Consider the following 26,285-nt stretch of genomic DNA (forward strand, 5'->3'; position numbering starts at 1 on the left):
CGGTTTCCCCACTGCGCAATGCCTGCGTTCGGCCATCGTGGTTAACGGGGCGCTCGCGATCAACAGCAAAGCGAGGCTGCCTGACAGCCGACCTGACTTTTACGGGTGTACCTCGATCCCCTGTAGGAGCGAGCCTGCTCCGGGCGGCGTTCCGACGATGGTCGTCAACGATAACGCGGGGCACCTGGTAGCCCGCGATGCTCTCGGGTTCATCGCGAGCATGCTCGCTCCTACAGAAGGTACGCGCATGGCTTCCGATCAGGCCGGCCGGTCGGCCGCCTCGCTTTTGATTGTGATCTGGCTTTTGATGTTCTTGCCACATCGAGAGGCCGAGTGGAGGTTCTGCGCAGTGAGTAAACCGGCATGGATGCCGGTTTAGCCGCGCTGGGCCAAGGATGGCCCATCGCGGCGAGCCCACGGAGCAGGACCGGAGCGAGGGCATACCGAGCATTAGCGAGGCACCGAACGCCAGGGGCAAGAGCCCTTGGTTACTTGGGGCCGGGCGGCGTTCCGCTCTTCCAAGTGACTCGCTGTAAAAGCGAAACCCTAGGTGGCCGTTACCGCAGGAACGGATATGTACACCTGAAAGACAATTATCGTCTGCCAGGACGCCTTCACCAGCAAGCCTGACTCCTACGCCCTCGGGCTGAACAAAATACCTGTGTAACGCCACAGAAACAGCACAAACGCCACACACCAAAGCAACGCCGACACCCCCAATCCCCACCCGGCGAACGGCACCAGCAACACCCGTGACAAAGCCGCCAACAGCACCAGGGCAAACCCCGCAACGATTGCTTTCGAGGGTAGCAGCGGCCGACCGGTATGCCCCAGGCTAACCCGCGCAATCATCGCCAGAATCAACCCGCCAATACCGCCCACCGCCAACGAATGCGTGGCCAGACTCTGTTGCGGCATCAGGCCGAGATGCCACAGCGCCATGGCAAACACCGCCACTACCAGCCAGGCATAAGACAGGTACAGCGACCACAATAGCGGCACACGCCACATACCCCGGTCATGCCAACGCCACAGGCGCAACAGATGCAGACTGCCCATCAATAAAAACAACGCCGCCAGCCAAAACCTGGGCACGTCATTCAAACCGATGGCAAACGTCACCGCCGCCAACAACCCGCTCACCATCAGCACCTTGGTGGGTAATGGATTGGCTGCAGGCGTCGCCGGACGGTTCAAGCCGCGTTGAATGAAGAACGGAATTACCCGCCCGCCAATCACGCTCATCAGTGCGCCTACCAGCCATAAGGCCGCTAATACACCACGCCGCTGCAAACCTGTGTCATCAGTCCAGAGCCCCCACAGTGTCATGAGCTGACAACCGGCCAGCAAGGTGATCAGCAGCAGAATCGGATAGTTCTCACGCTTGCCAGCAGCCACCAGGTCTCGTCCCAGCACCCAGGCCAACAACGGCAAGAAAGGCAGTTGCGAAAGCAGCACCCCTGCAGGAGAAATCGGCAGTAACCAGGCCAGTCGCCCCAGCAACCAGATCAGCACCAGCCCGATCAGTGGCCAACCGTTGAGCCCGGGGCGGCCGGTCCAGTTCGGCACCGCCGTCAGCAGAAAACCGGCAATGATCGCCACGGCGAACCCGAACGGCATCTCGTGCCGATGCCAGGCGAGCATGCCTCCTACCGGTTGCGCTTCGGGCAAACGCCCGTACAGCCACAGGGCCCAGATGGCCACCGCCACTGCGGCAAACGCGGCACCCGCGAGAAAAAACGGTCTAAAACCAAGGCTGAAGACGGGAGCTGCGGACAGTTTACGCATCAGGCCAGCGCCACGAACTGAGGTTTGCTCAACCGGTGTTGGGCCAGCAGGCGCATGACGTAGCCGATTTTCAGCAGGGTCGGTCCGACGATGGTCATGGCATGCAACGACACCAGTGCAACGATCGACAGATGGCCAGCATGGAGGTAAGCGCCGTAGATGCCGGCCAGTAACATCGCCAGGCCAACGCCCAACACACGGCTGGATAGGTGCAGGACATTCTGAGCATTGCTGAAGACATGGAACATTTCCGTACTCCTGTAGCAGTTCAGTTGTACGTTGGGCTTATCAAGTCGCGTGCCACCCAATTAACCCATGAAAATCAGGGCCCTGAGAACGTACTGGTCACAACGACTCGCTAAAGGCGTAGTCAGCATGACTCAGGTCGCAGTCATATTGACAACATTCTGTAGAAAATCCTTACACACTCGGCGATCTACGGCACGACCAGGCCGCCCCAGGCTAGCTACGCTGATAATCCAGCCTGCAAAAACCTGCCAAGGAGACCCGCCATGCTACATGTGCAAAAACTCACCCCTTGCCTGTGGTTCGATGGTCAGGCCGAAGAGGCCGCCAAGTTCTACTGTGCGATCTTCGATCATTCGAAAATAACCGCCATCACTCACTACGGCGAGGCTGGAAAAGAGTTCCACGGCCGGGAAGTCGGTTCGGTCATGACGGTCAGCTTCGAACTCGACGGGCAAACCTTCACCGGTCTCAACGGTGGCCCGAACTTCACTTTCAACGAAGCGATCTCGTTCCAGGTCAACTGCCAGACCCAGGAAGAAGTCGACCACTTCTGGGGACGCCTGTCTGCCGGTGGGCCGGTCGAAGCACAGCAATGCGGCTGGCTCAAGGACAAATTCGGCGTGTCCTGGCAGATCGTGCCGGTCGCGATGATGGAAATGATCAAGGATCCCGACACGGTAAAATCCCAGCGCGCGATGCTGGCCATGATGCACATGAAAAAACTCGATATCGCCGAACTGAAACGAGCCTTTGAAGGCGAGAGCTAATACACTCAGGCGCTGATCTGCCAAGGATTGATCATGAAGCCCGCAAAGACCAGGGACACCGACAAGGCACCGCGCTTTTGGCGCGATGATGCCCTGCCCTTCATCGAAGCCCGCTCCATCGCCGACGGACGCGAGGTCTGTTACACCCGGCATGCCCACGAGCACTTTTCCATCGGTGCGATCACCGCCGGGCGCAGTACCTATGTCCATGAGCAATCGAACTTCGAGGTCTGCGCCGGGACCGTCGTGCTGATGAACCCCGGTGATGTCCATGCCTGCAATCCAATCGATGACCAGCCCTGGTCGTACCTGATGCTGTACGTCGACACCCCGTGGCTCACCGATTTACAGCATCAACTCGGGTTCGGCAACGATCTGGCGTTTCGCCGGTTCGCGGCCACCCACACCGCGGACCGTGCTTTGTTCGTTGGATTGCAGGCGTTGCATCAGGTGCTGGTCGATGCCCAGCAAGACGTGTTGGGTAAACACAGCGCGGCCGTGGAATTTTTCACCGAGGTGCAACTACGCCTGAACCCGGCCGAACAACCGCTGCACCAGCCCAATTTCAAGCTCGAACGCGCCGCCGACTTCATCCGCGAGCACTGCACGCAAATGCTCAAGCTCGAAGATATCTGCGAAGCGGCGCAGTTGTCGCCCTCCTACCTGATCCGCGCGTTCAAGCAGCATTACGGCATGACGCCCCACGCCTTCCTGGTCAACCGGCGTATCCAGTTTGCCCAGGATCAACTGCGCAATGGCAAGCTGATCGCCGACGTGGCGCTGGAAGCGGGGTTTGCCGACCAAGCGCATTTCCAGCGGGCGTTCAAGCAGCATCTGGCGGCGACACCGGGGCAGTATCGGGGGTGAACACGAGCAGTTGCACAACGAGCCGCCTGCTCCGATCACCTGATGGCATATTGGTGAATACACTCGATATTCCCAGCCAATCCGCACCGTTTAATCGCGATCATACTTCAGCTGGCGCTCTTTAATCTCTTGATTAACTTCCTGACGCCCTCGATATGCCGCTGCACTTTGTCCAAATGCCTTGAATAGATTATCCGATTGCGCGACAGTTCTTTCATGATTGCGTAAATAGGCATCGTACTCTTTCGGAGATTGAAGCCCCATCACTTCTTGAGAAATCGGATCTCGACCACTCATTCCAGGAAGATACGCCTCTGGATGCCACTGCACACCCATTACTGGCGCGCCATGGCGGGTTTCGAATGCTTCGACTTTACCTTCCGAAGTTGCAGTTATAATCAATTCACTTGGGGTTGTCGGCAACTTTGATTGATTCTGCAGTTCGCGTAAACCTGGCGCTGGGGTTGGGGTTGGAGTCTCGAGTGCGCTGGCCAAGGTGCCATCCTCGTTCGCCTTCACGCTAGCCCAGTGGGTAGTGTTCACCCACCCCAATTTGTCATCTCGCATAGCAGAAGGCTGCCCGTTATATCCATGCTCGTCTTTTTTCGGCATCGTACCGCTTAGGTTTGTATGCGAAAGCGTTATGTCGACGTCGTGACCCACATTCATGGTATCAGCACCTGGGCTGTAGTGTTTTTTAAGCTCGCTGCCACCAAATGTCTCTGTGCAGCCCCCATATGCTTCGGCCAAACGCCACGCTCCGGCGCAGATAGCCAATACCGGTTTCCCATGCAACCGCGCCTCTGCAATACTTCGGTGCTCGAACTGCGCACGACTATCCAGTTCGTTGCGCTTCGATTTATGTTTGCTATTTTGGCTCGGTATGTTAATGGCTTCCCCCTGCTGACTATGCACTGCCGATGGGGCGCCCGGGATGAACAGCCCATGCACTTCACTTAGTCCGCTATTATGTTCATGCGCTGGCTGTTGAAAAGCCTCCTGTCGGCGTTGAATGACCTCCTTACTTTTCTGCGCATCCTCTTTATTGTTTCGAGTAAAATTGATGTTGGAAAGGCTCTTGGGCAAGGTGATCGGTTCACCGATCATGGGATTCAACTGACTCATCGTACGGACCGGAGGTTTATCGTACAAAGCATGCCCAGCACCAAAGTTATCTGGCCGGTAAATGATACCGATATGGACGTCACCACTTGCAGATCCCTTTGAAAACTGCACTGAAGAATTTGAAGCTTTAATGACTTGTGCAGCGAGCCTGTCTATTGGCTGAGAATGTTGCGGGAGGCTCGCTGATGAACTTTCAATCCTATCGCCGGTGTTCGAAATACTTGCTGAGATTTGCCGCGGGGTAATTAACGTCATTCATTTTTCCTTTTATGATTGGACATTTCCCGAGGCATTGAGAAGTGGCTCCGGTCGCATGAACGACGACGGTCGACCGCGCCACAATCGCCACAAAAAATTCGACCGGCGCAGGATGCCAAACAGCCCTTGGCTGATGATTGCAAATTTCGCTCATCATGAGTCGTTGTCACGAAATACCGAAGCGGGGGCCCTCAGGGCCTGAAGCTTTCCTGAAGTCACGTTTCTGTGCACCACCTTGAAATGGGTCGGGCAGCTCTCACGGAGTAACCCTGCACACCACAAAATGGCGTGTCAGTGCATCTCTGGCAACACCAAGTACACCGCACTCACCGCCAACAACAACGCCATCAACCGATTGAACACGCGCATGCCCGTCGGGTTGTCCAGGTAGCCACGCAAGAACGTCCCGGCGTAGGCCCAGCATCCGACCGACACGTAGCAAATCACCAGGTACACCGCAGCAAACTGCCACACCAGGTGGGCCTCGCCATCGGCGACGAACGCGCCCATGCCGGCCACGCAGGCCAGCCAGGCTTTCGGGTTGAGCCATTGCATGACCGCGCCATAGAGCATCGATGGCGCGCGGCCACTGTCCTTGGCCTCCAGCTGGCCGTTGTCGGCGGCCAGTCTGAACGCCATGTACAGAAGGAACGCTACCCCGGCCCATTGCACCACTTGCGTCATTGCCGGCCACCATTGCAGTAGCTCATGCAAACCCAACCCCATCAGGACCAGCAGCACAAACCCCAGCGTCGCTCCGGCCACATGCCGCTGACTGGCGCGAAAACCGAAGCGCGCGCCCGAACCCAGCGCCACGATATTCACCGGCCCCGGCGTTATTGAAGCGGCCAATGCAAACGCCGCCATGGACATGATCAAACTCATCGCACACCTGCTCAGTCAATTGAACCAGGCGTCAAGATAGAGAGCCTGATGGTGCGCGTATTGAACAAAACTGCCCAAGGATGTGCCCGTCATGAGTAATAGCCGACCACCCTCTTCACCGTCACCAATGCCTGGCTTAGCGCGTCCATGTCCACCGAGCCCAGCGCCAGGCGTAGCGCATGCGGAACATGCTGGGTAATCGCAAAGGGTTCGGCGGGCGACACCGACACCTGCTCGCGCATCAGCGCCATGGCGATCTGATCGGCCCTGGCGTCTTCGGCCAAGGGCAACCAGATAAAGTACGAGGACGGATGGCTGATGCTCCGCAGTCCCGTCAGCACCTCACGAGCCAAGGCTTGGCGGGCCTGTGCGTCCGCGCGTTTTTGCGCCTCGAGCCGGCTGACAGTGCCGTCCTCTAGCCAGGCCGTGGCAATGGCGGTCATCACCCCAGGGGTGTTCCAGGTGGTCGCCATGATGGTGCGTTCAAACCCGGCAACCCATTGCGCCGGCGCGGCGACAATACCCACGCGCAAGCCTGTGGCGACATTCTTGGATAAGCCACTGACATACACGGTTCTTTCCGGTGCCATTTCCGCCAGCGGTGGCGGTGCGCTTTCGGCCAGGAAAGCGTAGGCCGCATCCTCAATGATCGTCAGGTCATACCGGCGTGCAATAGCCACCAGATGCTGGCGCTGATCGGCGTCCATTACCCAACCCAGCGGATTGTGCAGGGTCGGCATCGAATACACGGCTCGCACTGATCGAGTGCGGCAAAGTTTATCCAGGGCCGGCAGATCAGGTCCGTTGTCCGTTACGGGAATGGGCAGGACTTCGAGATGCAGTGTTTCCGCCAGCGTCTTGAAGCCCGGATAGGTCAAGGCATCCGCAACAATCACATCGCCAGGCTTGAGCAGGCTCATCAATACCACTGCCAGGCCGTGCTGGGCGCCACTGACGATGAGCACCTGTTCGGCTGGCACGTTCAGGCCACGCTCGCCCAGATGTCGGGCGAACGCAGCCCGCTCATGCAGACGCCCGGCGTGAGGCTGGTAACGCAGGAGCGACTCCAGGTCACCGGACAACGCGAGCTGACGCAGGGCGTTGCGCAACAGGTCAGCCTGACCCGGCAAAGACGGATAGTTGAAGTTGAGGTCGATCATCCCCGCCGCGACCACCGATTGCGAAATGCCCTGGCCCGGCGGCAGTGAAGTCTCCCGGACAAAAGTCCCACGTCCGGTTTCACCACTGACCAGGCCCATGCTCTCAAGCTCGGCATACACCCGGCTCGCGGTGACCAACGCCAAACCGTGCTCAGTGGCCAATTGCCGGTGGGTCGGCAAGCGTGTACCCGGAGGCAAACGCCCCGAGCGGATGTCAGCGGCAAAGGCGTCAACCAGCGTTTTGTAGCGGGATCGAGGCATGTACAAATGTATCCATGACAATTTTTTGATTGTATCGATGGTCAGCCATAGGATGGTTTCGTGCAATCAAACAATGAGCGTGAGTCACATGGAACGGACGTCTAACCTGCAAAACCCGACGCTGCAAAAAAATGCCAGCGGCTGGATCAACGGCCTGATTGGCGTGGTGATCTTCAGCGGCTCGCTGCCCGCGACGCGGGTGGCGGTACTCGAATTCGATCCGCTGTTCCTCACGGTAGCCCGCGCTACCCTCGCCGCAATTCTGGCGCTGTGCCTGCTGTTGCTGTTCAGGGAAAAACGCCCCGGCCGACATCAGCTTGTGCCCCTGACCATCGTGGCATTGGGCGTGGTGGTGGGGTTTCCGCTACTGACTGCGCTGGCGCTGCAGTACATCACATCCGCACACTCCATCGTATTTGTCGGCCTGCTGCCGCTGGCAACTGCGGTGTTCGGCGTCTTGCGCGCAGGCGAACGCCCCCGGCCAGTGTTCTGGGTCTTCTCGGTGCTGGGCAGCCTGCTGGTGGTCGGGTTCGCCGTAGCCCAGGGCCTGACGGCCTCACCCCTAGGCGACATCCTGATGTTGTTGGCGATCCTGGCTTGCGGCCTGGGTTATGCCGAAGGTGCAAAGCTATCGCGCACACTCGGCGGCTGGCAGGTGATTTCCTGGGCGCTGGTACTTGCGTTGCCAGCCATGGCTGCATTGACCTTGTGGCGGTTGCCTGGCTCGTTCGCCAGCATCAGTACGCCGGCCTGGTTCAGCCTGGGGTACGTGTCGCTGTTCAGCATGCTGATAGGCTTCGTGTTCTGGTATCGCGGACTGGCGCAAGGGGGCATCGCCGTCGTCGGGCAACTGCAATTGCTGCAACCCTTTTTCGGCCTGGCACTGGCCGCCACCTTGCTGCATGAACACGTCAGCCTGTCCATGCTGGGTGTGACCGTGGCGGTGATCCTGTGTGTGGCAGGGGCGAAAAAATTCGCGCGCTAGCCACTGGTACGCTGCCTGTGTCCCTGACTGTACGGGTCAAGTCCCTGGGCAGCTGTGATAAAAATACGGCTTCTGCTGCTGGAGCCGAACATGGACCTCACCACCCTTACCCTCTTCCTTCCAGCCTGCTTCGCCCTGAACATGGCGCCAGGCCCGAACAACCTGCTGTCGGTCAGCAATTCGACCCGCTACGGCTACCGCACCGCTTGCCTGGCGGGCATGGGTCGCCTGCTCGCTTTCGCCGGCATGATCGCCCTCGCCTCGGCCGGTCTGGCGGTGGTGCTGCAAACCTCGGAATTGCTGTTCTACGCAATCAAGATTCTCGGTGCCGCGTACCTGTTTTATCTCGCCTGGCAATTGTGGCGTGCCCACCCCGGCGCAGAAACCGCGGTGAGCGCCCCGCCGGTGGGGATGCTGGCGTTGGCTCGGCAAGAGTTCCTGGTGGCGGCCGGCAACCCGAAGGCAATCTTGATCTTCACCGCGTTCCTGCCGCAATTCGTCGACTCGACCCATGCCATCGCACCGCAATTTGCGCTGTTGGGCGCGTTGTTCCTGATGCTGGAATGGATTGCTATCGGCGCCTACGCTTACATGGGCCTGCACATGCGCCGCTGGTTTGCCAAACCTTCGGGCAAGCGGATGTTCAATCGCTGCTGCGCAGGGTTACTGTCGGCGGCGGCTTCAGTGTTGCTAATGGCGCGTCGGGCCTGACCAAACTACCGCTCATGGGGACACATGCCGATGGATCAATCAACGCCGGACGCACAGTCCATCTGCAGCCCCATTACCCGCAGCGCGATTTTTATCGTGGCAACCCTGGTTCCCGGCAGTGACGCCGCCAGCAAAGTGCGGGGCTGGTGCGCAGACATCGCAGCCCTCACACGCTCGGTAGGCAAACGGGTGCCCTCCGGCAACCTGTCGTGCATCTGTGGCTTTGGCTCCGCGGCATGGGACACCTTGTTTGGCCACCCGCGTCCCGCCTCGCTGCACAACTTCCGTGAATTCGGACCCGAGGAACGACGCGCCATCTCCACCCCAGGCGATCTGTTGCTGCACATTCGGGCTGAGCAGATGGACCTCTGCTTTGAACTGGCGACGCAATTGCTCTCAGCGCTGGGCAATGCGGTGTCGGTGGTCGATGAAGTCCAGGGCTTCCGCTATTTTGACATGCGCAGCATCATCGGCTTTGTCGATGGCACCGAAAATCCCGTTGGACGCAAGGCTGACAGCTTCGCGATGGTGGGCGATGAAGACCCGTCTTTCAGCGCAGGCAGCTATGTGCTGGTGCAGAAGTACCTGCACAAGATGGATGCCTGGAACGCGTTATCCGTCGAGGCGCAGGAGCGGATTATCGGGCGAACGAAGTTATCCGATATTGAACTCGATGACTCGGTCAAGCCGAGCAATTCGCACAGTGCCCTGACGACCATCACCAAGGACGGCGAAGAAGTAAAGATCCTGCGCGACAACATGCCCTTTGGCCGGCCAGGCGCTGGCGAATTCGGCACCTACTTCATCGGCTATGCGCGCTCGCCCGAACCTCTGGAGCAGATGCTCGAAAACATGTTTGTCGGCAAGCCCGCCGGTAATTACGACCGCTTGCTGGATTTCAGCACCGCAGTCACCGGTGGCCTGTTTTTCGCTCCCTCCGCAGATCTTCTGGAAGAACTGGCGGATCGCGCGCCCTTGGGCACCTGCCGGTGAACGCGGGCAATTCCCTGTCGATTTTCCGGTGGAGGGGTTCTGCCCCGCCATTTAAGCTCACCCCATGAACCTACAAAACTCGCTACTGCCGCCCCACGCCGAGATGGTCCGCGCCATGCTCGAACGAGACACCGCCTATGAGGGGGTGTTTTTTACCGCGGTCAAGACGACCGGTATTTTCTGCCGTCCCGGCTGCACCGCGCGCAGCCCGAAACCTGAAAATGTCGAGTTCTTCGCCCACGCCGATGAATGCCTGGCGGCGGGCTACCGCGCTTGCCTGCGCTGCAAACCCATGGACGCCGCGGCGATTGCGCCACACTGGGTCCAGCAGTTGCTCAAGTCAGTGGACGCCGATCCCGAGCAGCGCTGGACCGATGCCCAGTTAATCGCCCAAGGCATCGAGCCGCTGAAACTGCGTCGCTGGTTCAAGCAGCATCTGGGCATGACCTTTCATGCCTGGCTGCGCACCCGACGCCTCGGCATGGCCTTGGGCGGGATCAAGCAGGGCCACTCCATCGACAGCGCCGCGTACGACTCCGGTTACGAATCCCTCAGCGGTTTTCGCGATGCATTCCAGAAGTCGTTCCACATCACGCCGGGCCGCGCCGCCAACAGTGAGCCGCTGCTGTTCACGCGCCTGACCACTCCGCTAGGGCCGATGATCGCCATGGCCGAACGTCGCGGACTGGTGTTACTGGAGTTCCTCGACCAGCCCAGCCTGAGCCGGGAAGTGCAAGCGCTGCAAAACCGCTTTGGTTACGTCGTGGCGCCAGGGCATAACGGGCATTTGCAGCAAATCGAAGACCAACTGAGTGAATATTTCGCCGGAAACCGGACTGAATTCAGCGTTGCCCTGCACATGCCCGGTAGCGAATTTTCTCGTCAGGTATGGGCCGAACTGGCACACATCCCCTATGGCCAGACCACCACCTACGGAGCGATCGCATCCACCTTGGGCAAACCCGGTGCCAGTCGGGCCGTGGGGCTGGCCAACGGTCATAACCGCCTCTCGATTGTCGTACCCTGCCATCGGGTGATCGGCGCCGACGGCTCGCTGACCGGTTACGCTGGAGGCCAGCCGCGCAAGGCATTCCTGCTCAGGCTGGAAAAGGCGGCGGTACAGATTACCGAGCAACTGGCCTTTTGATCACAGGCGGCGTTCGTCAGCCGCTCCAAGGATGCTTTATGCCTGTCCCCTACCAACTGGCCACCCAATGGCTGGCGAACCTGGATGACGACTGGCGTCGCCACATCGACGCCATCGGCCCGTGCCTGCATCAACCTCACACAGCCCGCGATCCCTATGAGTCACTGGTGCGGGCGATCGCCTACCAGCAACTGCACGCCAAGGCCGGGGATGCAATTATCGGCCGGTTGCTGGCGCTCTACCCATCGGTGGCGTTTCCACAGCCTGGGCAGATTGTCGCGACTGATTTTGAGCGACTGCGCAGTTGCGGCTTTTCCGCCAGCAAGATCGCAACCATTCAAGGCATCGCCCAGGCTGCACTGGACGGCGTGGTGCCGGATTACGCCACGGCGCTGGCCATGGACGATGAAGCACTGATCGAACGCCTGGTGACCCTGCGCGGCGTGGGGCGCTGGACGGTCGAGATGCTATTGATCTACAGCCTGGAGCGGCCGGACATCTTGCCGGCCGATGACTTTGGCGTACGCGAGGGTTATCGACGGCTCAAGGGGCTCCAGGTGCAACCGACGCGCAAGCAGATGATCGAGATCGGGTTGGCCTGGAGCCCGTATCGGACGGTGGCAGCGTGGTATTTGTGGCGGGTGCCCAGCCGTTAAACGGACTGTGGCGAGGGGATTCATCCCCGCTGGGCTGCGAAGCGGCCCCAAAAAATGGGACTGCTGCGCAGCCCAGCTCGCCACAGGTTTGCTTGGAGCTTGACTGCCCAAGCCCATCACAACCCCGATTTCAACCGACTGAACGCCCGAATCAAAGCGCGGTTGAACGCCTTGCCATTGTCATTCTTGCTGTACAACGACGCTCGCACCGCCTGCGGCGGATAAGTCCCCGGATCATTGCGAATCGCCGGATCGATCAAGCTATCCGCCGCCGTGATGGCATTGGCATAGTGGATGGTGTCGGTAATCGGCGCGATCACTTCAGGTGTCATCAGGTAGTCCATCAATGCCAGTCCCGCCTCGGGATGCGGCGCGTCCTTGGGAATGACCATGGCATCGAACCAGATCAGCGTGCCCTCTTTCGGTATCCGGTACTTCAATGAAAACGGCTTTCCTGCCGCTTTTGCCTGGCCCGCCGCAATGGCCACGTTCCCGTTCCACGACATCGCCACGCAGGTATTGCCGTTGGCCAGGTCGCTGATGTTCAGGTCGTTGTCGAAGTAGCGAATGTAGGGGCGAATCTTCGCCAGCTGCTGTTCGGCCAGTTTCAGGTCATCGAGGTTCTGGCGGTTGATGTCCAGGCCCAGGTACTTCATGACCGCCGCGAACACTTCGTTCGGATCGTTGAGCAGGCTGACCCCGCAATCGGCGAATTTCGAAACCACCGTCGGGTCGAACAGCATTGCCCAGCTGTCCGTCGTTGCATCGGGCAGGCGCTGCTTGACCGCCTCCTCCTGATAACCCACGCCAGTGGTGCCCCAGGCGTAGATCCCGGCGTAACGGTTACCCGGATCGAACACGGCCATGTGCTGGCGGAACTCTTCGCCGACACCGGCAAAGTGCGGTATCTGCTGTTTGTCCACGGTCTGGATCGCACCACTCTGGATGGCTCGCGACAGATGCTGCCCCGCCGTCAGCACCAAGTCGTAACCGCTACGGCCAGTGAGTAATTTGGTCTCGACGGTTTCCAGGGAATCGAAGTGATCGACGACCACATGGATACCGGTTTTCTTCTCGAAGTTGGTCAAGGTGTCCGGGGCCAGGTACTCGCCCCAGATGTACAGGTTCACCACCGGTTTGGCGGTGTCGGCGGCCTGCACACACAGGGGTGCAAGCACCAGCAGTAACGCTTGGGTCAGTTTGTGCAGGCCCATGATCAAACGCCCTGTTCGTTGCAGGCAGTACTGGCGTACTGCGGCATGGTAATGCACGCGACATTGCCGCCGCCGAGGAGAATTTCCCGAGAGTTTTCGATGCCGACGATCTTGTGCCGCGGGAACAGTTCGGCCAGGGTCGCCAACGCCACCTGATCATTGCGATCGCCAAACAGCGGCACCACGATCGAGGTGTTACCGGCGTAGTAATTGATATAGGACGCGCAGATTTTCGTGCCAGCCCGGCGAGCATGCGTGCTGTCCTGTTGATCCAGGCCCTCGGCCTCCTCGGCGGTCCACTCCAGCACATCCGGTTGTGGCAGCTTATGCACGATCAGCTCGCGACCACGGCTGTCGCGGGTACTGCGCAGGATATCGTAGGCCTCCTGGTAGATTTCCCACTGCGGGTCGGCGCGATTGTCGGTCCATTGCAACACCACTTCACCAGGGCGCACGAAGCACGCCAGATCGTCTACGTGGCCGTCGGTTTCGTCAAACTTGCAACCCCGTGGCAACCAGATGACTTGCTCGGCGCCAAGGTAATCGGTCAAGCGGCGAGTGACTTCGTCCTTGCCCAGATGCTGATTGCGGTTCCGGTTAAGCAAGCATTGTTCGGTGGTGAGGAGGCTACCCTGGCCGTCGCTCTGGATACCGCCCAGTTCGGCAATCAACGGCGCGCGATAACGGTCGAAGCGTTCGATTTCAAGGATTTTGCTGGCGATCTGATCGTCCTTGTCCCACGGGTAGTACAAGCCGCCGTCGAGGCCGCCGTAGGCGTTGAACTCGAAATCCACGCCGCGCACTTCACCGCTCTGGTCGTTGACCACGAAGCACGGACCGCTGTCGCGGAACCAGGTGTCGTTGCAGGTCATTTCCACTACGCGTACTTGCGGCGGCAACTGGCGGCGAGCGGTGGCGAATTGTGCAGCCGAAGCGCAGACGGTGACCGGCTCGCTCTGGGAGATCGCGGTGACGATCTGCACCCAGACTTTCTGCGCAGGCTTGGCGCCATTGCGCCAGACGTCGGTGCGTTCAGGCCAGCCGAGCCAGCAGCCGGACTTGGTTTCGAATTCACCGGGCAAACGGAAACCGTCGAGTTTGGGCGTGGAGTCGAGCAAACGTGCCATGGGCAAACCTCATCAGTGGGGGTTGGAATGACCACAGGCTAAGGTCGCGCGTGCCCTCCTCGCCAACGATGATTATTTCGGAACACTTGAATTCAACTCATCAATCGACCAGTTGATCGTTGAACCATTCGAGCATCTGCGCCACGGCAGGCCGCTCCAGGCGAACCCGCTCGCACACCAGCGCGTATTGCCCCAATGCCGTCATGCTTGAGGTGAATGGCCGGACCAGGCGACCGCTGAGCAAATCTTCCTGGGCCGTCAGGTTATCGCCCATCGCGACGCCCTGCCCCTGGGCCGCGGCTTCCAGGGCCAATCCGGCATGGGCGAAGTACAGTTGCCGTTCGGGGCGCTGGTCACCGGCATGGCTGGTGAGCCAGGCGGTCCAGGTCTTGCCGTCCTGATCGTCATGCAGCAAGCAATGGCGGGCCAGGTCCCTGGGGGTTTTCAGGGTGCCCTGGTTGAATAGACCAGGGCTGCACACCGGAAAAAACTGCAGCGCCGGCAATGGCCGGACGAAATACGCACTGCTGTCCACCGGACCCGTGCCGTAGGTGATTGCCAGGTCGATGTCTTCTCCCGGCGCCGTGGCATCGATCGGCTGCTCGTAAAGGTGCAAGGTGATGTGCGGATAACGCGCATAGAAATCCGAAAGGCGACTCATCAGCCACTTCTGCGCCAGCTCGGCAGTGACCGCCAGGCGCAACACCGCCAGGGACGAAGGGTCGCGAAGCTCATCGCAGGCATCACCGATCAATTCAAAAGCCTGCTGCAAGCTTTGCATCAGGCGCCCGGCGGCGACGGTCGGACGAATCTGCCGGCCTTCGCGCACGAACAGCGACACGCCAAGCTGTTCTTCCAACTGGCGGATCTGATGACTGACGGCGCTGTCAGTCACGCACAACTCCGCCGCCGCCCGGCCAAAATGAGCATGACGGGCGGCGCATTCGAAGGTTCTGAGGGCTGCGAGGGAGGGTAATCGGCGCATCGGGTCGAGTCCGGGTTTCGAGGCGCCTATGCTGACCCGGTGGAAGGTAGGCGTCCAGTGGGACCGCGTTATCGTTCTTCGCGAGCAGGCTCGCTCCCACAAAGGTTTTGTGGGCTTTGCGGATCATTGTGGGAGCGAGCCTGCTCGCGAAGGCGTCGGCAATCGCGCCGCATATCTTCTAGGCTGAACCGAGTCAATTCGGCCACTGGAGATTCCCATGCAACTCGAAGGCTCATGCCATTGCGGCGCGGTGTCGTTCAACCTGACCAGCGCCCATCCCTACCCCTATCAACGCTGCTACTGCTCGATCTGCCGCAAGACCCAGGGCGGTGGCGGTTATGCGATCAATATTGCCGGTGACGCCCATAGCCTCAAGGTGCGCGGGCGCAAGAACATCGCGATCTACCATGCGCTGCTCAAGGGCGAAGGCGAGCAGCGCGCCCACCGCAGCAGTGCCGAGCGGCATTTCTGCTCGCTGTGCGGCTCGGGCTTGTGGCTATTCAGCCCTGAATGGCCGGAATTGATCCACCCATTCGCCTCGGCGATCGACACGCCGCTGCCCGTGGCGCCGCAGCACACACATTTGTTGCTGGACTCCAAGGCCTCCTGGGTGGAGGTCGAGGTGAAGCCTGGCGATAAACAGTTCGAGGGTTATCCCGAAGAATCGATCGCCGAGTGGCATGAGCGCCTGGGCTTGAGCCGTTAAGCCCGCGATTCGTCGGTTTTTAGGCCGCCACTGGCACGCCACTGTGGAAGCGAAACTCCACATCCGGCGATTCGATCAATTCCTGCTCGGCGACCCGCACCTTGTCTATCACCTGGGCGATGTCCTTGGCGTCCCCGTACTGGTACGCCAGTTTCAGATAGCCCTGGAAGTGCCGGGCCTCGCTTTTGAGCAGGCCGAAGTAGAACTTGCCCAGTTCCTCGTCCAGGTGTGGTACCAACGCCTCGAAACGCTCGCAGCTGCGGGCCTCGATGAATGCACCGACCACGAGCGTATCCACCAGCTTGACCGGTTCGTGACTGCGTACCACCTTGCGCAGTCCCGAGGCGTAGCGCCCGGCGGACAGTTGGCGCAACCCGATCTTGCGTTTTTTCATCAGGCGCATGACCTGCTCATGGTGCACCAACTCTTCCCGGGCCAGACGCGACATCATGTTGATCAGGTCGACGTGGGAGTGGTACTTGGCAATCAGGCTAAGCGCCGTGCTGGCCGCCTTGAACTCGCAATTCTTGTGGTCGATCAGCAAGGTGTCCTGATCGGCCAAAGCGGCCTGAACCCAGCCATCCGGGGTGCGGCAGCCGAGGAACTCGTGAATTTCGGGAAGGATCATGGGGCTCACGGAAAAAGGGTAGAAAAGGTATAAAACGAAGGGCGCCGATTATACCGGCCTGCCCGAAGACCACCAGTCACACCGTTGATATGCATCAAGTCACCGATTGCCGCACAGCAACTATAGTTGTGCAACGCCATGCTTTTTCATTTTCAGGAGATCCCGATCATGCAAGCCATTCGCAGCATCCTGGTGGTCATCGACCCCGAGCATTCGGAAAGCCTGGCACTCAAACGAGCCAAACTGATCGCCGGTGTAACCCAGGCGCACCTGCATTTGCTGGTGTGTGACCGCAAGCACGATCACAGCGCCATGCTGGGCGTGCTCAAGGCTGCCCTGCTGCAAGACGGGTACAGCGTCACGACCGAACAGGCCTGGAATGAAAGCCTGCACGAAACCATCGTCGACGTGCAGCAGGCCGAGGGCTGCGGGCTGGTCATCAAACAGCATTTCCCTGACAGCTCGCTGAAAAAGGCCCTGCTGACCCCAGTGGACTGGAAACTGCTGCGCCACTGCCCTACCCCGGTGCTGCTGGTGAAAACCGCCGGTTCGTGGAAGGACAAGGTGATCCTGGCGGCTGTCGACGTTGGCAATATGGAAAGTGAACACCGTCATCTGCACAACACCATCATCGATTACGGCTACGACATCGCCAGCCTGGCCAAGGCGCATCTGCATGTGATCAGTGCTCATCCTTCGCCCATGCTGTCGGCAGCCGACCCAACGTTGCAGCTGAGCGAGACCATCGAGGCGCGCTATCGCGAACAATGCAAGGCGTTCCAGGCCGAGTTCGACATCGACAACGAACACCTGCACATTGCCGAGGGCCCGGCGGATGTGTTGATTCCGTTCATGGTGCACAAGCTGCAGGCGGCCGTGACAGTGATTGGCACCGTGGCGCGCAGTGGTTTATCGGGGACGTTGATCGGCAATACGGCGGAAGTGGTGCTCGATGCGGTAGAGAGCGATGTGCTGGTGCTCAAGCCCCAGGAAGTCGAGGATCACCTGGAGGAGTTGGCGGTCAAGCATTGAGATTCGTAGCGCCTGTCAGGCCGTCTTCGCGAGCAAGCCCGCTCCCACACTCAACCGCATATCAACTGGAGGAACGCGGTTGAATGTGGGAGCGGGCTTGCTCGCGAAGCTTTCAGGGTCTAGCCGCCAAACGCGTCCTTGAGGAACCCCGGCGCGATGTACCGCTGGTAATGCGCCTCGGACAGCAGGAAAAATTCCCGATCGATGGCGTCGCGCAGTTCCGGCAGGTTCCAGTCGCGAAACTCCGGCAACAACACCATCCCGTAGGCTTGCAGGTTGTTGATGACCCGCGCGCCCCGGGCGATCAACTGGTAGGCCCAGCAATACTGGGACTGATGCGGCACAAAGCGGATCTTGCGCTGTTCCAGCTGCGTTCGCAGCAACGCCGGATCGAAAATCTCCACCTTGGCGGCCATCACCTGGGACAACAACTGCTCGAGACGCAGCCATACTGCGCGCTTTTCTTCCTCGTTGTAGCCGTTCCAGTGAATCACTTCGTGGTGGAAACGCTTGCAGCCACGGCACACCAAATCACCGTAAACAGTGGAGCAAAGGCCGACGCAGGGGGTCTTGATGGTCTGATTGGGCATAGGTAGGCAAAACGCGAAAAAGCAAAACAGGACGGCATGTTAGCCCTTTGTCTAACATTGATCACCCCTCAAAGTTTCAGGTGCCAACTTACCTTTAATTTTTTTTTGCCGTAGAATCAGCCTGCCTTTTTAGGCGCCAATGTCCGTTAGAAGCTGTTTTCAAAGCGTCACGAGCACAGTCGTTCCTTCAGAGCGGTGTTGGCGAGGGGTTTTTCCAGCGGGGAAAAGCCCAACGCCAACCCTCATCAGCTCCCGTTCTGCAGGCGTAAAACTTTGAAAGCAGCTTCTGTAAGGAATTGTCGGTAATTCTGGCTAAGTGGCTCACAACGCCACGCAGCGCATGAGTACGGCAATTTCGGGATGAGCGTCCCGGACACCCATTTGGGACCACTGATGAGGGTAATAACTGTGCTTGAAGCCTACCGCAAACATATCGAAGAGCGTGCAGCACTGGGTATCGTTCCCCAGCCGCTTAACGCCGAACAAACTGCAGGCCTGGTCGAGCTGCTGAAGAACCCCCCGGCTGGCGAAGAAGCATTTCTCGTTGACCTGATCACCAATCGCGTTCCGCCTGGAGTGGACGAAGCAGCCTATGTCAAGGCCGGCTTCCTGTCCGCCATCGCCAAAGGCGAAGCCAAATCCCCCCTGATCGACAAGAAGCGCGCTGTTGAACTGCTCGGCACCATGCAGGGTGGCTACAACATCGTGACCCTGGTCAACCTGCTGGACGACGCCGAGCTGGCACCAGTAGCGGCCGAAGAACTCAAGCACACCCTGCTGATGTTCGATGCCTTCCACGACGTCGCTGAAAAAGCCAAGAACGGTAACGTACACGCCAAAGGCGTGCTGCAGTCCTGGGCTGACGGCGAGTGGTTCGTGAAACGCCCTGTGCTGGCCGACAAGATCAGCCTGCGTGTGTTCAAGGTGACTGGCGAGACCAACACCGACGACCTGTCCCCTGCACCTGATGCCTGGTCCCGCCCGGACATCCCGCTGCACGCCCTGGCCATGCTGAAAATGGCTCGCGACGGCATCGTGCCTGACGCACAAGGCGTCACCGGCCCGATGAAGCAGATCGAAGAAATGCGCAACGCCGGCTTCCCGATCGCCTACGTTGGCGACGTGGTCGGTACCGGTTCTTCGCGTAAATCGGCCACCAACTCGGTACTGTGGTTCTTCGGCGACGACGTTCCCTACGTGCCGAACAAGCGTGCCGGCGGTTTCTGCTTCGGCAGCAAGATCGCTCCGATCTTCTACAACACCATGGAAGATGCTGGCGCACTGCCAATCGAATTCGACGTATCCAACATGCACATGGGCGACGTGATCGACCTGTACCCGCATGCTGGCAAAGTCTGCAAGCACGGCACCGACGAAGTCCTGACCACCTTCGAAATGAAGACCCCGGTCCTGTTGGACGAAGTGCGCGCCGGCGGCCGTATCCCGCTGATCATCGGCCGTGGCCTGACCGAGAAAGCTCGTACCGAGCTGGGTCTGCCACCTTCGACGCTGTTCAAGAAGCCTGAAGCTCCAGCTGAAAGCACCAAGGGCTTCACCCTGGCGCAGAAAATGGTCGGCAGGGCTTGCGGCGTGACCGGCGTTCGCCCGGGCACCTACTGCGAACCGAAGATGACCACCGTGGGTTCCCAGGACACCACCGGTCCAATGACCCGTGACGAACTGAAAGACCTGGCGTGCCTGGGCTTCTCGACCGACCTGGTGATGCAGTCCTTCTGCCACACCGCGGCTTACCCCAAGCCGATCGACGTGACCACCCACCACACCCTGCCTGACTTCATCATGACCCGCGGCGGCGTTTCCCTGCGTCCGGGCGACGGCATCATCCACTCGTGGCTGAACCGCATGCTGCTGCCAGACACCGTCGGCACCGGTGGTGACTCGCACACCCGTTTCCCGATCGGCATCTCGTTCCCGGCCGGTTCCGGCCTGGTAGCATTCGCCGCGGCCACCGGCGTCATGCCGCTGGACATGCCTGAGTCGATCCTGGTTCGCTTCAAAGGCGAACTGCAGCCAGGCGTCACCCTGCGTGACCTGGTTCACGCCATTCCTTACTACGCGATCCAGAAAGGCCTGCTGACCGTAGAGAAGAAAGGCAAGAAGAACGCCTTCTCCGGCCGCATCCTGGAGATCGAAGGCCTGCCTAAGCTGACCGTAGAGCAAGCGTTCGAACTGTCTGACGCCTCGGCCGAACGTTCGGCTGCCGGTTGCACCATCCAGCTGTCCAAAGAGTCGATTGCCGAATACCTGCAGTCCAACATCACCCTGCTGCGCTGGATGATCGGCGAAGGCTACGGCGATGCACGCACTCTGGAACGTCGCGCTCAAGCGATGGAAGCCTGGCTGGCCAACCCTGAGCTGCTGCAAGCGGACAAAGACGCGGAATACGCCGAGATCATCGAGATCGACCTGGCCGACATCAAGGAGCCTGTGCTCTGCGCGCCGAACGACCCGGACGACGCTCGCCTGCTCTCCAGCGTTGCTGGCGAGAAGATCGACGAAGTGTTCATCGGTTCGTGCATGACCAACATCGGTCACTTCCGCGCTGCCGGCAAGTTGCTGGAACAGGTCAAGGGTCAGCTGCCAACCCGTCTGTGGCTGTCGCCGCCGACCAAGATGGACGCTCACCAGCTGACCGAAGAAGGCTACTACGGCATCTACGGCAAGGCTGGCGCGCGCATGGAAATGCCAGGCTGCTCGCTGTGCATGGGTAACCAGGCACGTGTAGAGCCGAACTCGACTGTAGTGTCGACTTCGACCCGTAACTTCCCGAACCGTCTGGGTGACGGCGCGAACGTCTACCTGGCTTCGGCTGAACTGGCGTCCGTGGCTTCCATCCTGGGTCGCCTGCCGACCGTCGAGGAGTACATGGAATACGCTGGCAAGATCGACAGCATGGCGGCCGATGTCTACCGCTACCTGTCCTTCGACCAGATTGCCGAGTTCCGTGAAGCTGCTGCGAACGCCAACATCCCGGTCGTTCAAGCCTAACGTTTCAAAGCAATGAAAAACGCCGCCCATCGTGAGATGAGCGGCGTTTTTTTATGCCTGTACCGATCGTTCCCGCGCTCCGCGTGGGAATGCCTCAAGGGACGCTCCGCGTTCCAGCTCTGGAAAGGAACGCGGAGCGTCCCGGGCTGCATTCCCACGCAGAGCGTGGGAACGATCAAGGTGACGGGATCAGGCACTCAGCGAATAGATCAACGCCGAGATCGCCACCAGCCCAACTGCCACTACAAACACGTTCGACGCCTGGCCACGATAACGTGCCATCGCCGGTATCTTGCGGATGGCGTACATCGGCATCAGGAACAGGATTGCCGCGATCACCGGACCGCCCAGGGTTTCGATCATGCCGAGGATGCTCGGGTTCAGCGTGGCGACGATCCAGCACACCACCAGCATGAACGCCGCGACGATGCGGTCCAGGGTCTTGGCTGCCGGACGTTTGCCGCTCTTGACGATCAGGCCCTTGAGACCTTCGCTGGCGCCGATGTAGTGCCCCAGGAACGACTTGGAGATGGCCACGAAGGCAATCAACGGTGCCGCGAAGGCAATGGTCGGATTGCTGAAGTGGTTGGCCAGGTACGACAGGATCGACAGGTTCTGTGCCTTTGCCTCGGCCAGTTGCGCCGGCGACAGGGTCAACACGCAGCTGAACACGAAGAACAGCACCATCACCACCATCAACGCGTGGGCCCGGGACAGGATCTGCGAGCTGCGCTCTTCGGCGTGCTCGCCGTATCGGCGCTTCTGGTCCACGGCGAATGCCGAGATGATCGGCGAATGGTTGAACGAGAACACCATTACCGGAATCGCCAGCCACAAGGTGCGCAGCAACGCCGATGGCTCAGGCAGCGTGCTGGCCGTGGTCAGGATGCCGCCATTCCAGTGTGGAATCAGGAACACCGCCAGGAACAGCAGCGCGACGATGAACGGGTAGACCATCAGGCTCATGGCCTTGACGATCACCTGCTCGCCGCAGCGCACCACGGCCAGCAGGCCGAGGATCAGCACGAACGACAGGACCGCACGCGGTGGCGGCATGATGTGCAGTTGATGTTCGAGGAAGCTGCCCACGGTGTTGGTCAGGGCCACGCTGTAGATCAACAGGATCGGGAAGATCGCGAAGAAGTACAGCAAGGTGATCAACGCACCGGCCTTGAGCCCGAAATGCTCTTCCACCACTTCGGTGATGTCCGCGCCTTCGCGGCCAGACAGCACAAAGCGGGTCAGGCCTCGGTGTGCGTAGAACGTCATCGGGAACGCCAGCAATGCCAGGACCAAAAGCGGCCAGAATCCGCCCAGGCCCGCATTGATCGGTAAAAACAGGGTTCCCGCGCCAATCGCCGTACCAAACAAGCCCAGCATCCAGGTGGTGTCCTGGCGATTCCAGCTCGTAAGAGTTGCGGGTGTCGCTGCTACAAAGCGTTCGTTAACGCTATTGGCCTGATCATTCATCCGGTGGGATCTCCACATTCCGGTCACTTGCCACCCGGCCAGGACGCGTCGGAATACCCGACAGGCAGCGCCTGGCCGAAACAGGGGCGCGATTCTGGAGGATTAGTGAACAGAAGCAAAGACTTAGGTGAGGAACGGTGGTACCAGGTTGCACCTTTGCCCCCCTGCAAGGACTCGCAATCAATGGCAGACGACGATGTGCGCTTGATAAAGGTTATTCATCATGTATTTTTAAAGAACCTGTCAACCCTCTGGAGTCACCCCATGCCCCTGGTTCGCGTCGACCTCAAGAAACAGCAGGACCCCACCTACGCCAAACGTGTCGGACAACTGATCTACGCTGCCTTGCGCAGTGCGATTGGCGTGCCGGAAAACGATAACTTCCAGATTCTTGCCGAGCACGACGACCAGCATTTCATCTTCGATCCCCAGTACCTGGGCATCCAGCGCACCGACAACCTGGTGGTCATCCAGATCACCCTGAGCGAAGGCCGAACCCTGGAGCAGAAAAAGCTGCTCTACAAAACCATCGTCGAAAGCCTCAATACGCAACTGGCCGTGCGCTTGGACGATGTTTTCATTAATCTGGTGGAAGTGAAGAAAGAGAACTGGTCGTTCGGCAATGGCATTGCCCAATACGCACTCTGATCGCCAACTTATTGACCTGTGAGCCGCCCATGCCCCGCGTTTCCCGCAAACAAGCCGACCTCAACCGTGAAATCATCGTCGATGCCGCCACACGGTTGTTTCGCGAACGCGGCCTGCACGGGATCAGCGTCGTCGACGTGATGGCGGCGGCGGGGCTGACCCATGGCGGCTTCTATGGTCACTTCCAGTCCAAGGAAGCGCTGGCCAGGGAGGCCAGCGAGCGGGCATTCAAAGAAGTGGGTACGCGATGGCGCGAACGAATCACCCAGGGCGACGACAAGGCGGCGGCGCGCCAGGCACTGATCAAGCCTTACCTGTCGGTCTACAGCCGCGATAACCCCGGTGAAAGCTGCCCGGTGGTGGCCTTTGCCGGCGACATGTGCCACGAGCACGCCGACAGCAGCCTGCGCGAGCCGTTCATGGCCGGCCTGAACCGACTGCTCGATGCCCTGGGCGAACTGATGGATTCGGACGATGCCGCCGAAAAGCGGCAGCAAGCGCTGGTGCAGTATTCACTGATGGTCGGCGCGCTGACACTGGCGCGGGCCACCCGGGGTGACGCCCTGTCGGAGGAAATCCTCGAGGCGGCCCAGAATTTTCTGACAGAGTCCCCTGCCCCGGACTGAATATTCGGCGTCATCAAAAATATTCGCTGCCTTAAAAAGATCGCAGGCTTCGCCAGCTCCTACACTGAGGAGCGACGCCAGTGAGATTGCCAAAATGGTTCGCAACCAGCACTCTCGACCGACGTTCGCGCCCGACTGCCCGCTGCCCACAGGAGCAAAGCATGCCTGCAACCGTTCTGGTACTGGTTGAAACCATCAATGATTACTTGCCCATCCTCGAACATCAGGGCTTTCACCTGATCCTGGCGCCCACGCCTGCCGAGCGCGCCGAGGCCGTCACCCGACACAGCGGCCAGATCGACGCCGTCCTGACCCGGGGCCCTCTCGGTCTATACGCCGATGAAATCGCCGCCCTGCCCAACCTCAAGATCATCTGCGTGATTGGCGCGGGATACGAACAAGTCGACCTGCAAGCCGCCGCCGACCGGGGCATCACCGTCACCAATGGCGCCGGGGTCAACGCCTCTTCGGTGGCAGACCATGCCATGTCATTGCTGCTGTCGCTGGTGCGCGATATCCCCCGCTGCGATGCCGCGGTACGTCGGGGTGAATGGCCAAAAATCATGCGCCCTTCCCTGGCCGGCAAGCGCCTGGGCATTCTCGGCCTCGGCGCGGTCGGCATGGCCATCGCCAAACGTGCCGCCGCGGGCTTCGACATGACGGTGAGTTACCACAACCGCCAGCACCGCAGCGATGTGCCCTACAAGTTCTGCTCGACACCCACCGAACTGGCCCGTGCCTCTGACTTTTTGATCGCCGCCACCCCGGGAGGGCTGGGCACCAAGCACCTGATCAATAGGCAGGTGCTCGAGGCCCTGGGGCCGAACGGATTTTTCGTCAACATCGCCCGCGCCAGCGTAGTGGTCACCGCCGACCTGATTACCGCGCTTGAGCAGCGGCGGATCGCCGGTGCCGCGCTGGATGTCTTCGATGCCGAGCCCAAGGTGCCGGATGCCCTCAAGGCCCTGGCGAACGTAATCCTCAGCCCGCATGTGGCCGGGCTTTCCCCCGAGGCCATCCAAGGCACCGTGGAACTGGTGGGGCGCAACCTCGTGGCGTATTTTTCCGGCCAGCCCGTGCTGACCCCCATCGAATTGCCCAAGGGTGTGGTTACCCAAGCCGTCCAGTAAGGCAATTCAAACGGGTGTATCAAAAGCAATGATTGCCCGGCAACACGCTCACCTATAAGGGCTGTTCGAGGTTGTGGGTGCCGGGTGCGCGCATTAGATTAGCCAATAGTTTCAGGCCTCCAGAATAAGCAGAAGGGATAAGCATGACGCTTACTGACCAATCCACCCGCACCCGCGCCGGCGAAGAACTCGATGCCAGCCTGATCGATCCCTATCTCAAGGCCCACATTCCGGGATTGAGCGGCCTGCCACGGATCAGCCAGTTCCCGGGCGGTGCGTCCAACCTCACCTACTTGCTGGAGTACCCCGAACAGGAGTTCGTCCTGCGTCGCCCGCCCTTCGGTCACAAAGCCAAGTCCGCCCATGACATGGGGCGCGAATTCCGCATCCTCAATCAACTGCGCGACGGTTTTCCGTATTGCCCGAAGGCCTATGTGCACTGTACTGATGAAGCGGTGATCGGCGCCGAGTTCTATGTGATGGAGCGGGTCAACGGCATCATCCTGCGCTCCGAACTGCCGCCGGAACTGGGGCTGGACTCGGCAAAGACCGAAGCGCTGTGCAAGAGCTTCATCGACAAGTTCGTCGAACTGCACCGTGTCGACTACAACGCCTATGGCCTCGGCGACCTCGGCAAGCCCGAAGGCTACGTGGCGCGGCAGATCAAAGGCTGGAGCGATCGTTACGAGAAAGCCCTGACCCCCGATGCGCCGCAGTGGGAAGCCGTGAAAGCCTGGCTCAACGACAAGATGCCTGCCGATCATCCGACCTCCAGCATCGTGCACAACGACTACCGCTTCGACAACGTCATCCTCGACCCGAACAACCCGATGCAGATTATCGGCGTGCTCGACTGGGAACTGACCACCCTGGGCGACCCGTTGATGGACCTGGGCAACACCCTCGCCTACTGGATCGAAGCCGGGGATCCGGCGCCGGTACAATTGATGCGCCGTCAGCCCAGCCACGCACCGGGCATGCTGACCCGTCGCGAATTCGTCGACTATTACGCCCAGCGTTCAGGCATCGAAATCGACAATTTCGACTTCTACTACACCTACGGCCTGTTCCGCCTGGCCGGTATCGTGCAGCAGATCTACTACCGCTTCTACCATGGCCAGACCCAGGACAAACGCTTCGCGCAGTTCATTCACATGAACAAACTCCTGGAGCAGATGAGCTTGCAGGTCATCCACAAATCCAGCCTCTGATACCACTCCCACTTGTAGGAGCCCGGCTTGCCGGCGAAGGCGGCCTCAGGTACGCCT

25 protein-coding genes and 1 pseudogene are annotated in these 26,285 nt (G+C 59.9%); 15 read left to right on the forward strand and 11 right to left on the reverse strand.

Annotated elements, in window-relative coordinates; genetic code table 11:
- Window positions 1-379: pseudogene (locus tag AC3WWR_RS27305) on the forward strand (hypothetical protein); the annotation flags it as partial.
- Between the two features lie 254 nt (window positions 380-633).
- Here AC3WWR_RS27305 and AC3WWR_RS27310 read toward each other — a convergent pair.
- On the reverse strand, window positions 634-1,788 hold the full coding sequence (locus tag AC3WWR_RS27310) for an NnrS family protein (protein WP_168758008.1): 1,155 nt from the start codon (window positions 1,786-1,788) through the stop codon (window positions 634-636).
- Complete coding sequence (locus AC3WWR_RS27315; RefSeq protein ID WP_020796303.1) at window positions 1,788-2,036, reverse strand: hypothetical protein; 249 nt, start codon at window positions 2,034-2,036, stop codon at window positions 1,788-1,790. Before AC3WWR_RS27315 ends, AC3WWR_RS27310 begins: the two co-directional genes overlap by 1 nt.
- 264 nt (window positions 2,037-2,300) lie before the next feature.
- Between AC3WWR_RS27315 and AC3WWR_RS27320 the strand changes: the two genes are divergently transcribed.
- Both AC3WWR_RS27320 and AC3WWR_RS27325 read left to right on the forward strand, forming a co-directional pair.
- Entirely contained in the window at window positions 2,301-2,804 is a 504-nt protein-coding gene (locus tag AC3WWR_RS27320; protein ID WP_020796304.1) for a VOC family protein, read from the forward strand.
- 33 nt (window positions 2,805-2,837) lie between these two features.
- Window positions 2,838-3,671, forward strand: a complete 834-nt coding sequence (locus AC3WWR_RS27325; protein WP_432669516.1) for an AraC family transcriptional regulator — start codon at window positions 2,838-2,840, stop codon at window positions 3,669-3,671.
- A gap of 90 nt (window positions 3,672-3,761) precedes the next feature.
- On the opposite strand, the gene AC3WWR_RS27330 is transcribed toward AC3WWR_RS27325, so the two are convergent.
- From AC3WWR_RS27330 to AC3WWR_RS27340, 3 genes are all read right to left on the reverse strand, one after another.
- Window positions 3,762-5,051 (reverse strand): gamma-glutamyl-gamma-aminobutyrate hydrolase family protein, encoded by a 1,290-nt coding sequence (locus tag AC3WWR_RS27330; RefSeq protein WP_492599211.1) that lies wholly within the window; start codon window positions 5,049-5,051, stop codon window positions 3,762-3,764.
- 294 nt (window positions 5,052-5,345) lie between these two features.
- On the reverse strand, window positions 5,346-5,939 hold the full coding sequence (locus AC3WWR_RS27335; RefSeq protein WP_151142404.1) for a LysE family translocator: 594 nt from the start codon (window positions 5,937-5,939) through the stop codon (window positions 5,346-5,348).
- An 89-nt stretch (window positions 5,940-6,028) separates the two neighbouring features.
- Complete coding sequence (locus AC3WWR_RS27340; RefSeq protein ID WP_492599212.1) at window positions 6,029-7,360, reverse strand: aminotransferase-like domain-containing protein; 1,332 nt, start codon at window positions 7,358-7,360, stop codon at window positions 6,029-6,031.
- 88 nt (window positions 7,361-7,448) lie between these two features.
- Here AC3WWR_RS27340 and AC3WWR_RS27345 point away from each other — a divergent pair, with 88 nt between their 5' ends.
- From AC3WWR_RS27345 to AC3WWR_RS27365, 5 genes are all read left to right on the forward strand, one after another.
- Window positions 7,449-8,345: a DMT family transporter gene (locus AC3WWR_RS27345; RefSeq protein WP_033045613.1), complete on the forward strand. Its 897-nt coding sequence runs from the start codon at window positions 7,449-7,451 to the stop codon at window positions 8,343-8,345.
- A gap of 90 nt (window positions 8,346-8,435) precedes the next feature.
- A complete protein-coding gene (locus AC3WWR_RS27350) occupies window positions 8,436-9,056 on the forward strand; it encodes a LysE family translocator (RefSeq protein ID WP_033045614.1) in 621 nt (206 codons plus the stop codon).
- Between the two features lie 30 nt (window positions 9,057-9,086).
- Window positions 9,087-10,049, forward strand: a complete 963-nt coding sequence (locus AC3WWR_RS27355) for a Dyp-type peroxidase (RefSeq protein ID WP_492599213.1) — start codon at window positions 9,087-9,089, stop codon at window positions 10,047-10,049.
- A 64-nt stretch (window positions 10,050-10,113) separates the two neighbouring features.
- A complete protein-coding gene (locus AC3WWR_RS27360; protein WP_454865784.1) occupies window positions 10,114-11,196 on the forward strand; it encodes a bifunctional transcriptional activator/DNA repair enzyme AdaA in 1,083 nt (360 codons plus the stop codon).
- Between the two features lie 38 nt (window positions 11,197-11,234).
- A complete protein-coding gene (locus AC3WWR_RS27365) occupies window positions 11,235-11,852 on the forward strand; it encodes a DNA-3-methyladenine glycosylase family protein (protein ID WP_151142408.1) in 618 nt (205 codons plus the stop codon).
- Window positions 11,853-11,968: 116 nt separating this feature from the next.
- Here AC3WWR_RS27365 and AC3WWR_RS27370 read toward each other — a convergent pair whose 3' ends face one another.
- The 3 genes from AC3WWR_RS27370 to AC3WWR_RS27380 all read right to left on the reverse strand — a co-directional run bounded on the left by AC3WWR_RS27370 (window position 11,969) and on the right by AC3WWR_RS27380 (window position 15,178).
- Window positions 11,969-13,066, reverse strand: a complete 1,098-nt coding sequence (locus AC3WWR_RS27370; RefSeq protein WP_492599214.1) for an extracellular solute-binding protein — start codon at window positions 13,064-13,066, stop codon at window positions 11,969-11,971.
- Between the two features lie 2 nt (window positions 13,067-13,068).
- Window positions 13,069-14,193, reverse strand: a complete 1,125-nt coding sequence (gene aguA / locus AC3WWR_RS27375; protein ID WP_492599215.1) for an agmatine deiminase — start codon at window positions 14,191-14,193, stop codon at window positions 13,069-13,071.
- A 100-nt stretch (window positions 14,194-14,293) separates the two neighbouring features.
- Complete coding sequence (locus AC3WWR_RS27380; protein ID WP_033045618.1) at window positions 14,294-15,178, reverse strand: LysR substrate-binding domain-containing protein; 885 nt, start codon at window positions 15,176-15,178, stop codon at window positions 14,294-14,296.
- Window positions 15,179-15,395: 217 nt separating this feature from the next.
- On the opposite strand from AC3WWR_RS27380, the gene AC3WWR_RS27385 reads away from it, so the two are divergent.
- Window positions 15,396-15,884: a GFA family protein gene (locus AC3WWR_RS27385; protein WP_168758001.1), complete on the forward strand. Its 489-nt coding sequence runs from the start codon at window positions 15,396-15,398 to the stop codon at window positions 15,882-15,884.
- Between the two features lie 19 nt (window positions 15,885-15,903).
- On the opposite strand, the gene AC3WWR_RS27390 is transcribed toward AC3WWR_RS27385, so the two are convergent.
- The gene (locus AC3WWR_RS27390) at window positions 15,904-16,512 is read right to left on the reverse strand and encodes a MiaE family protein (RefSeq protein ID WP_432669511.1); all 609 of its coding nucleotides are present in this window, start codon (window positions 16,510-16,512) and stop codon (window positions 15,904-15,906) included.
- A gap of 168 nt (window positions 16,513-16,680) precedes the next feature.
- Between AC3WWR_RS27390 and AC3WWR_RS27395 the strand changes: the two genes are divergently transcribed.
- A complete protein-coding gene (locus AC3WWR_RS27395; RefSeq protein WP_032831959.1) occupies window positions 16,681-17,544 on the forward strand; it encodes a universal stress protein in 864 nt (287 codons plus the stop codon).
- A gap of 119 nt (window positions 17,545-17,663) precedes the next feature.
- Here the strand turns inward: AC3WWR_RS27395 and AC3WWR_RS27400 are convergent, their stop codons facing one another.
- On the reverse strand, window positions 17,664-18,134 hold the full coding sequence (locus AC3WWR_RS27400; RefSeq protein WP_033042326.1) for a DUF1289 domain-containing protein: 471 nt from the start codon (window positions 18,132-18,134) through the stop codon (window positions 17,664-17,666).
- 408 nt (window positions 18,135-18,542) lie between these two features.
- Between AC3WWR_RS27400 and acnB the strand changes: the two genes are divergently transcribed.
- Window positions 18,543-21,143, forward strand: coding sequence for a bifunctional aconitate hydratase 2/2-methylisocitrate dehydratase (acnB, locus tag AC3WWR_RS27405; protein WP_020796321.1), 2,601 nt, complete (start codon window positions 18,543-18,545; stop codon window positions 21,141-21,143).
- 189 nt (window positions 21,144-21,332) lie between these two features.
- Here the strand turns inward: acnB and AC3WWR_RS27410 are convergent, their stop codons facing one another.
- Entirely contained in the window at window positions 21,333-22,613 is a 1,281-nt protein-coding gene (locus AC3WWR_RS27410; RefSeq protein ID WP_020801253.1) for a serine/threonine transporter, read from the reverse strand.
- Between the two features lie 264 nt (window positions 22,614-22,877).
- Here AC3WWR_RS27410 and AC3WWR_RS27415 point away from each other — a divergent pair, with 264 nt between their 5' ends.
- The 4 genes from AC3WWR_RS27415 to AC3WWR_RS27430 all read left to right on the forward strand — a co-directional run bounded on the left by AC3WWR_RS27415 (window position 22,878) and on the right by AC3WWR_RS27430 (window position 26,228).
- On the forward strand, window positions 22,878-23,261 hold the full coding sequence (locus AC3WWR_RS27415) for a tautomerase family protein (protein ID WP_033042324.1): 384 nt from the start codon (window positions 22,878-22,880) through the stop codon (window positions 23,259-23,261).
- 29 nt (window positions 23,262-23,290) lie between these two features.
- Window positions 23,291-23,887 carry a TetR/AcrR family transcriptional regulator gene (locus AC3WWR_RS27420; RefSeq protein WP_033042322.1) on the forward strand — a complete coding sequence of 199 codons (597 nt, stop codon included), beginning with the start codon at window positions 23,291-23,293 and terminating at the stop codon, window positions 23,885-23,887.
- Window positions 23,888-24,048: 161 nt separating this feature from the next.
- The gene (locus AC3WWR_RS27425; protein WP_020801250.1) at window positions 24,049-25,017 is read left to right on the forward strand and encodes a 2-hydroxyacid dehydrogenase; all 969 of its coding nucleotides are present in this window, start codon (window positions 24,049-24,051) and stop codon (window positions 25,015-25,017) included.
- Window positions 25,018-25,160: 143 nt separating this feature from the next.
- Window positions 25,161-26,228, forward strand: coding sequence for a phosphotransferase family protein (locus tag AC3WWR_RS27430; protein WP_020801249.1), 1,068 nt, complete (start codon window positions 25,161-25,163; stop codon window positions 26,226-26,228).
- The last annotated feature ends 57 nt before the right edge of the window (window positions 26,229-26,285 follow it).

The sequence above is a fragment of the Pseudomonas sp. EB271-G4-1 genome (assembly GCF_058791355.1).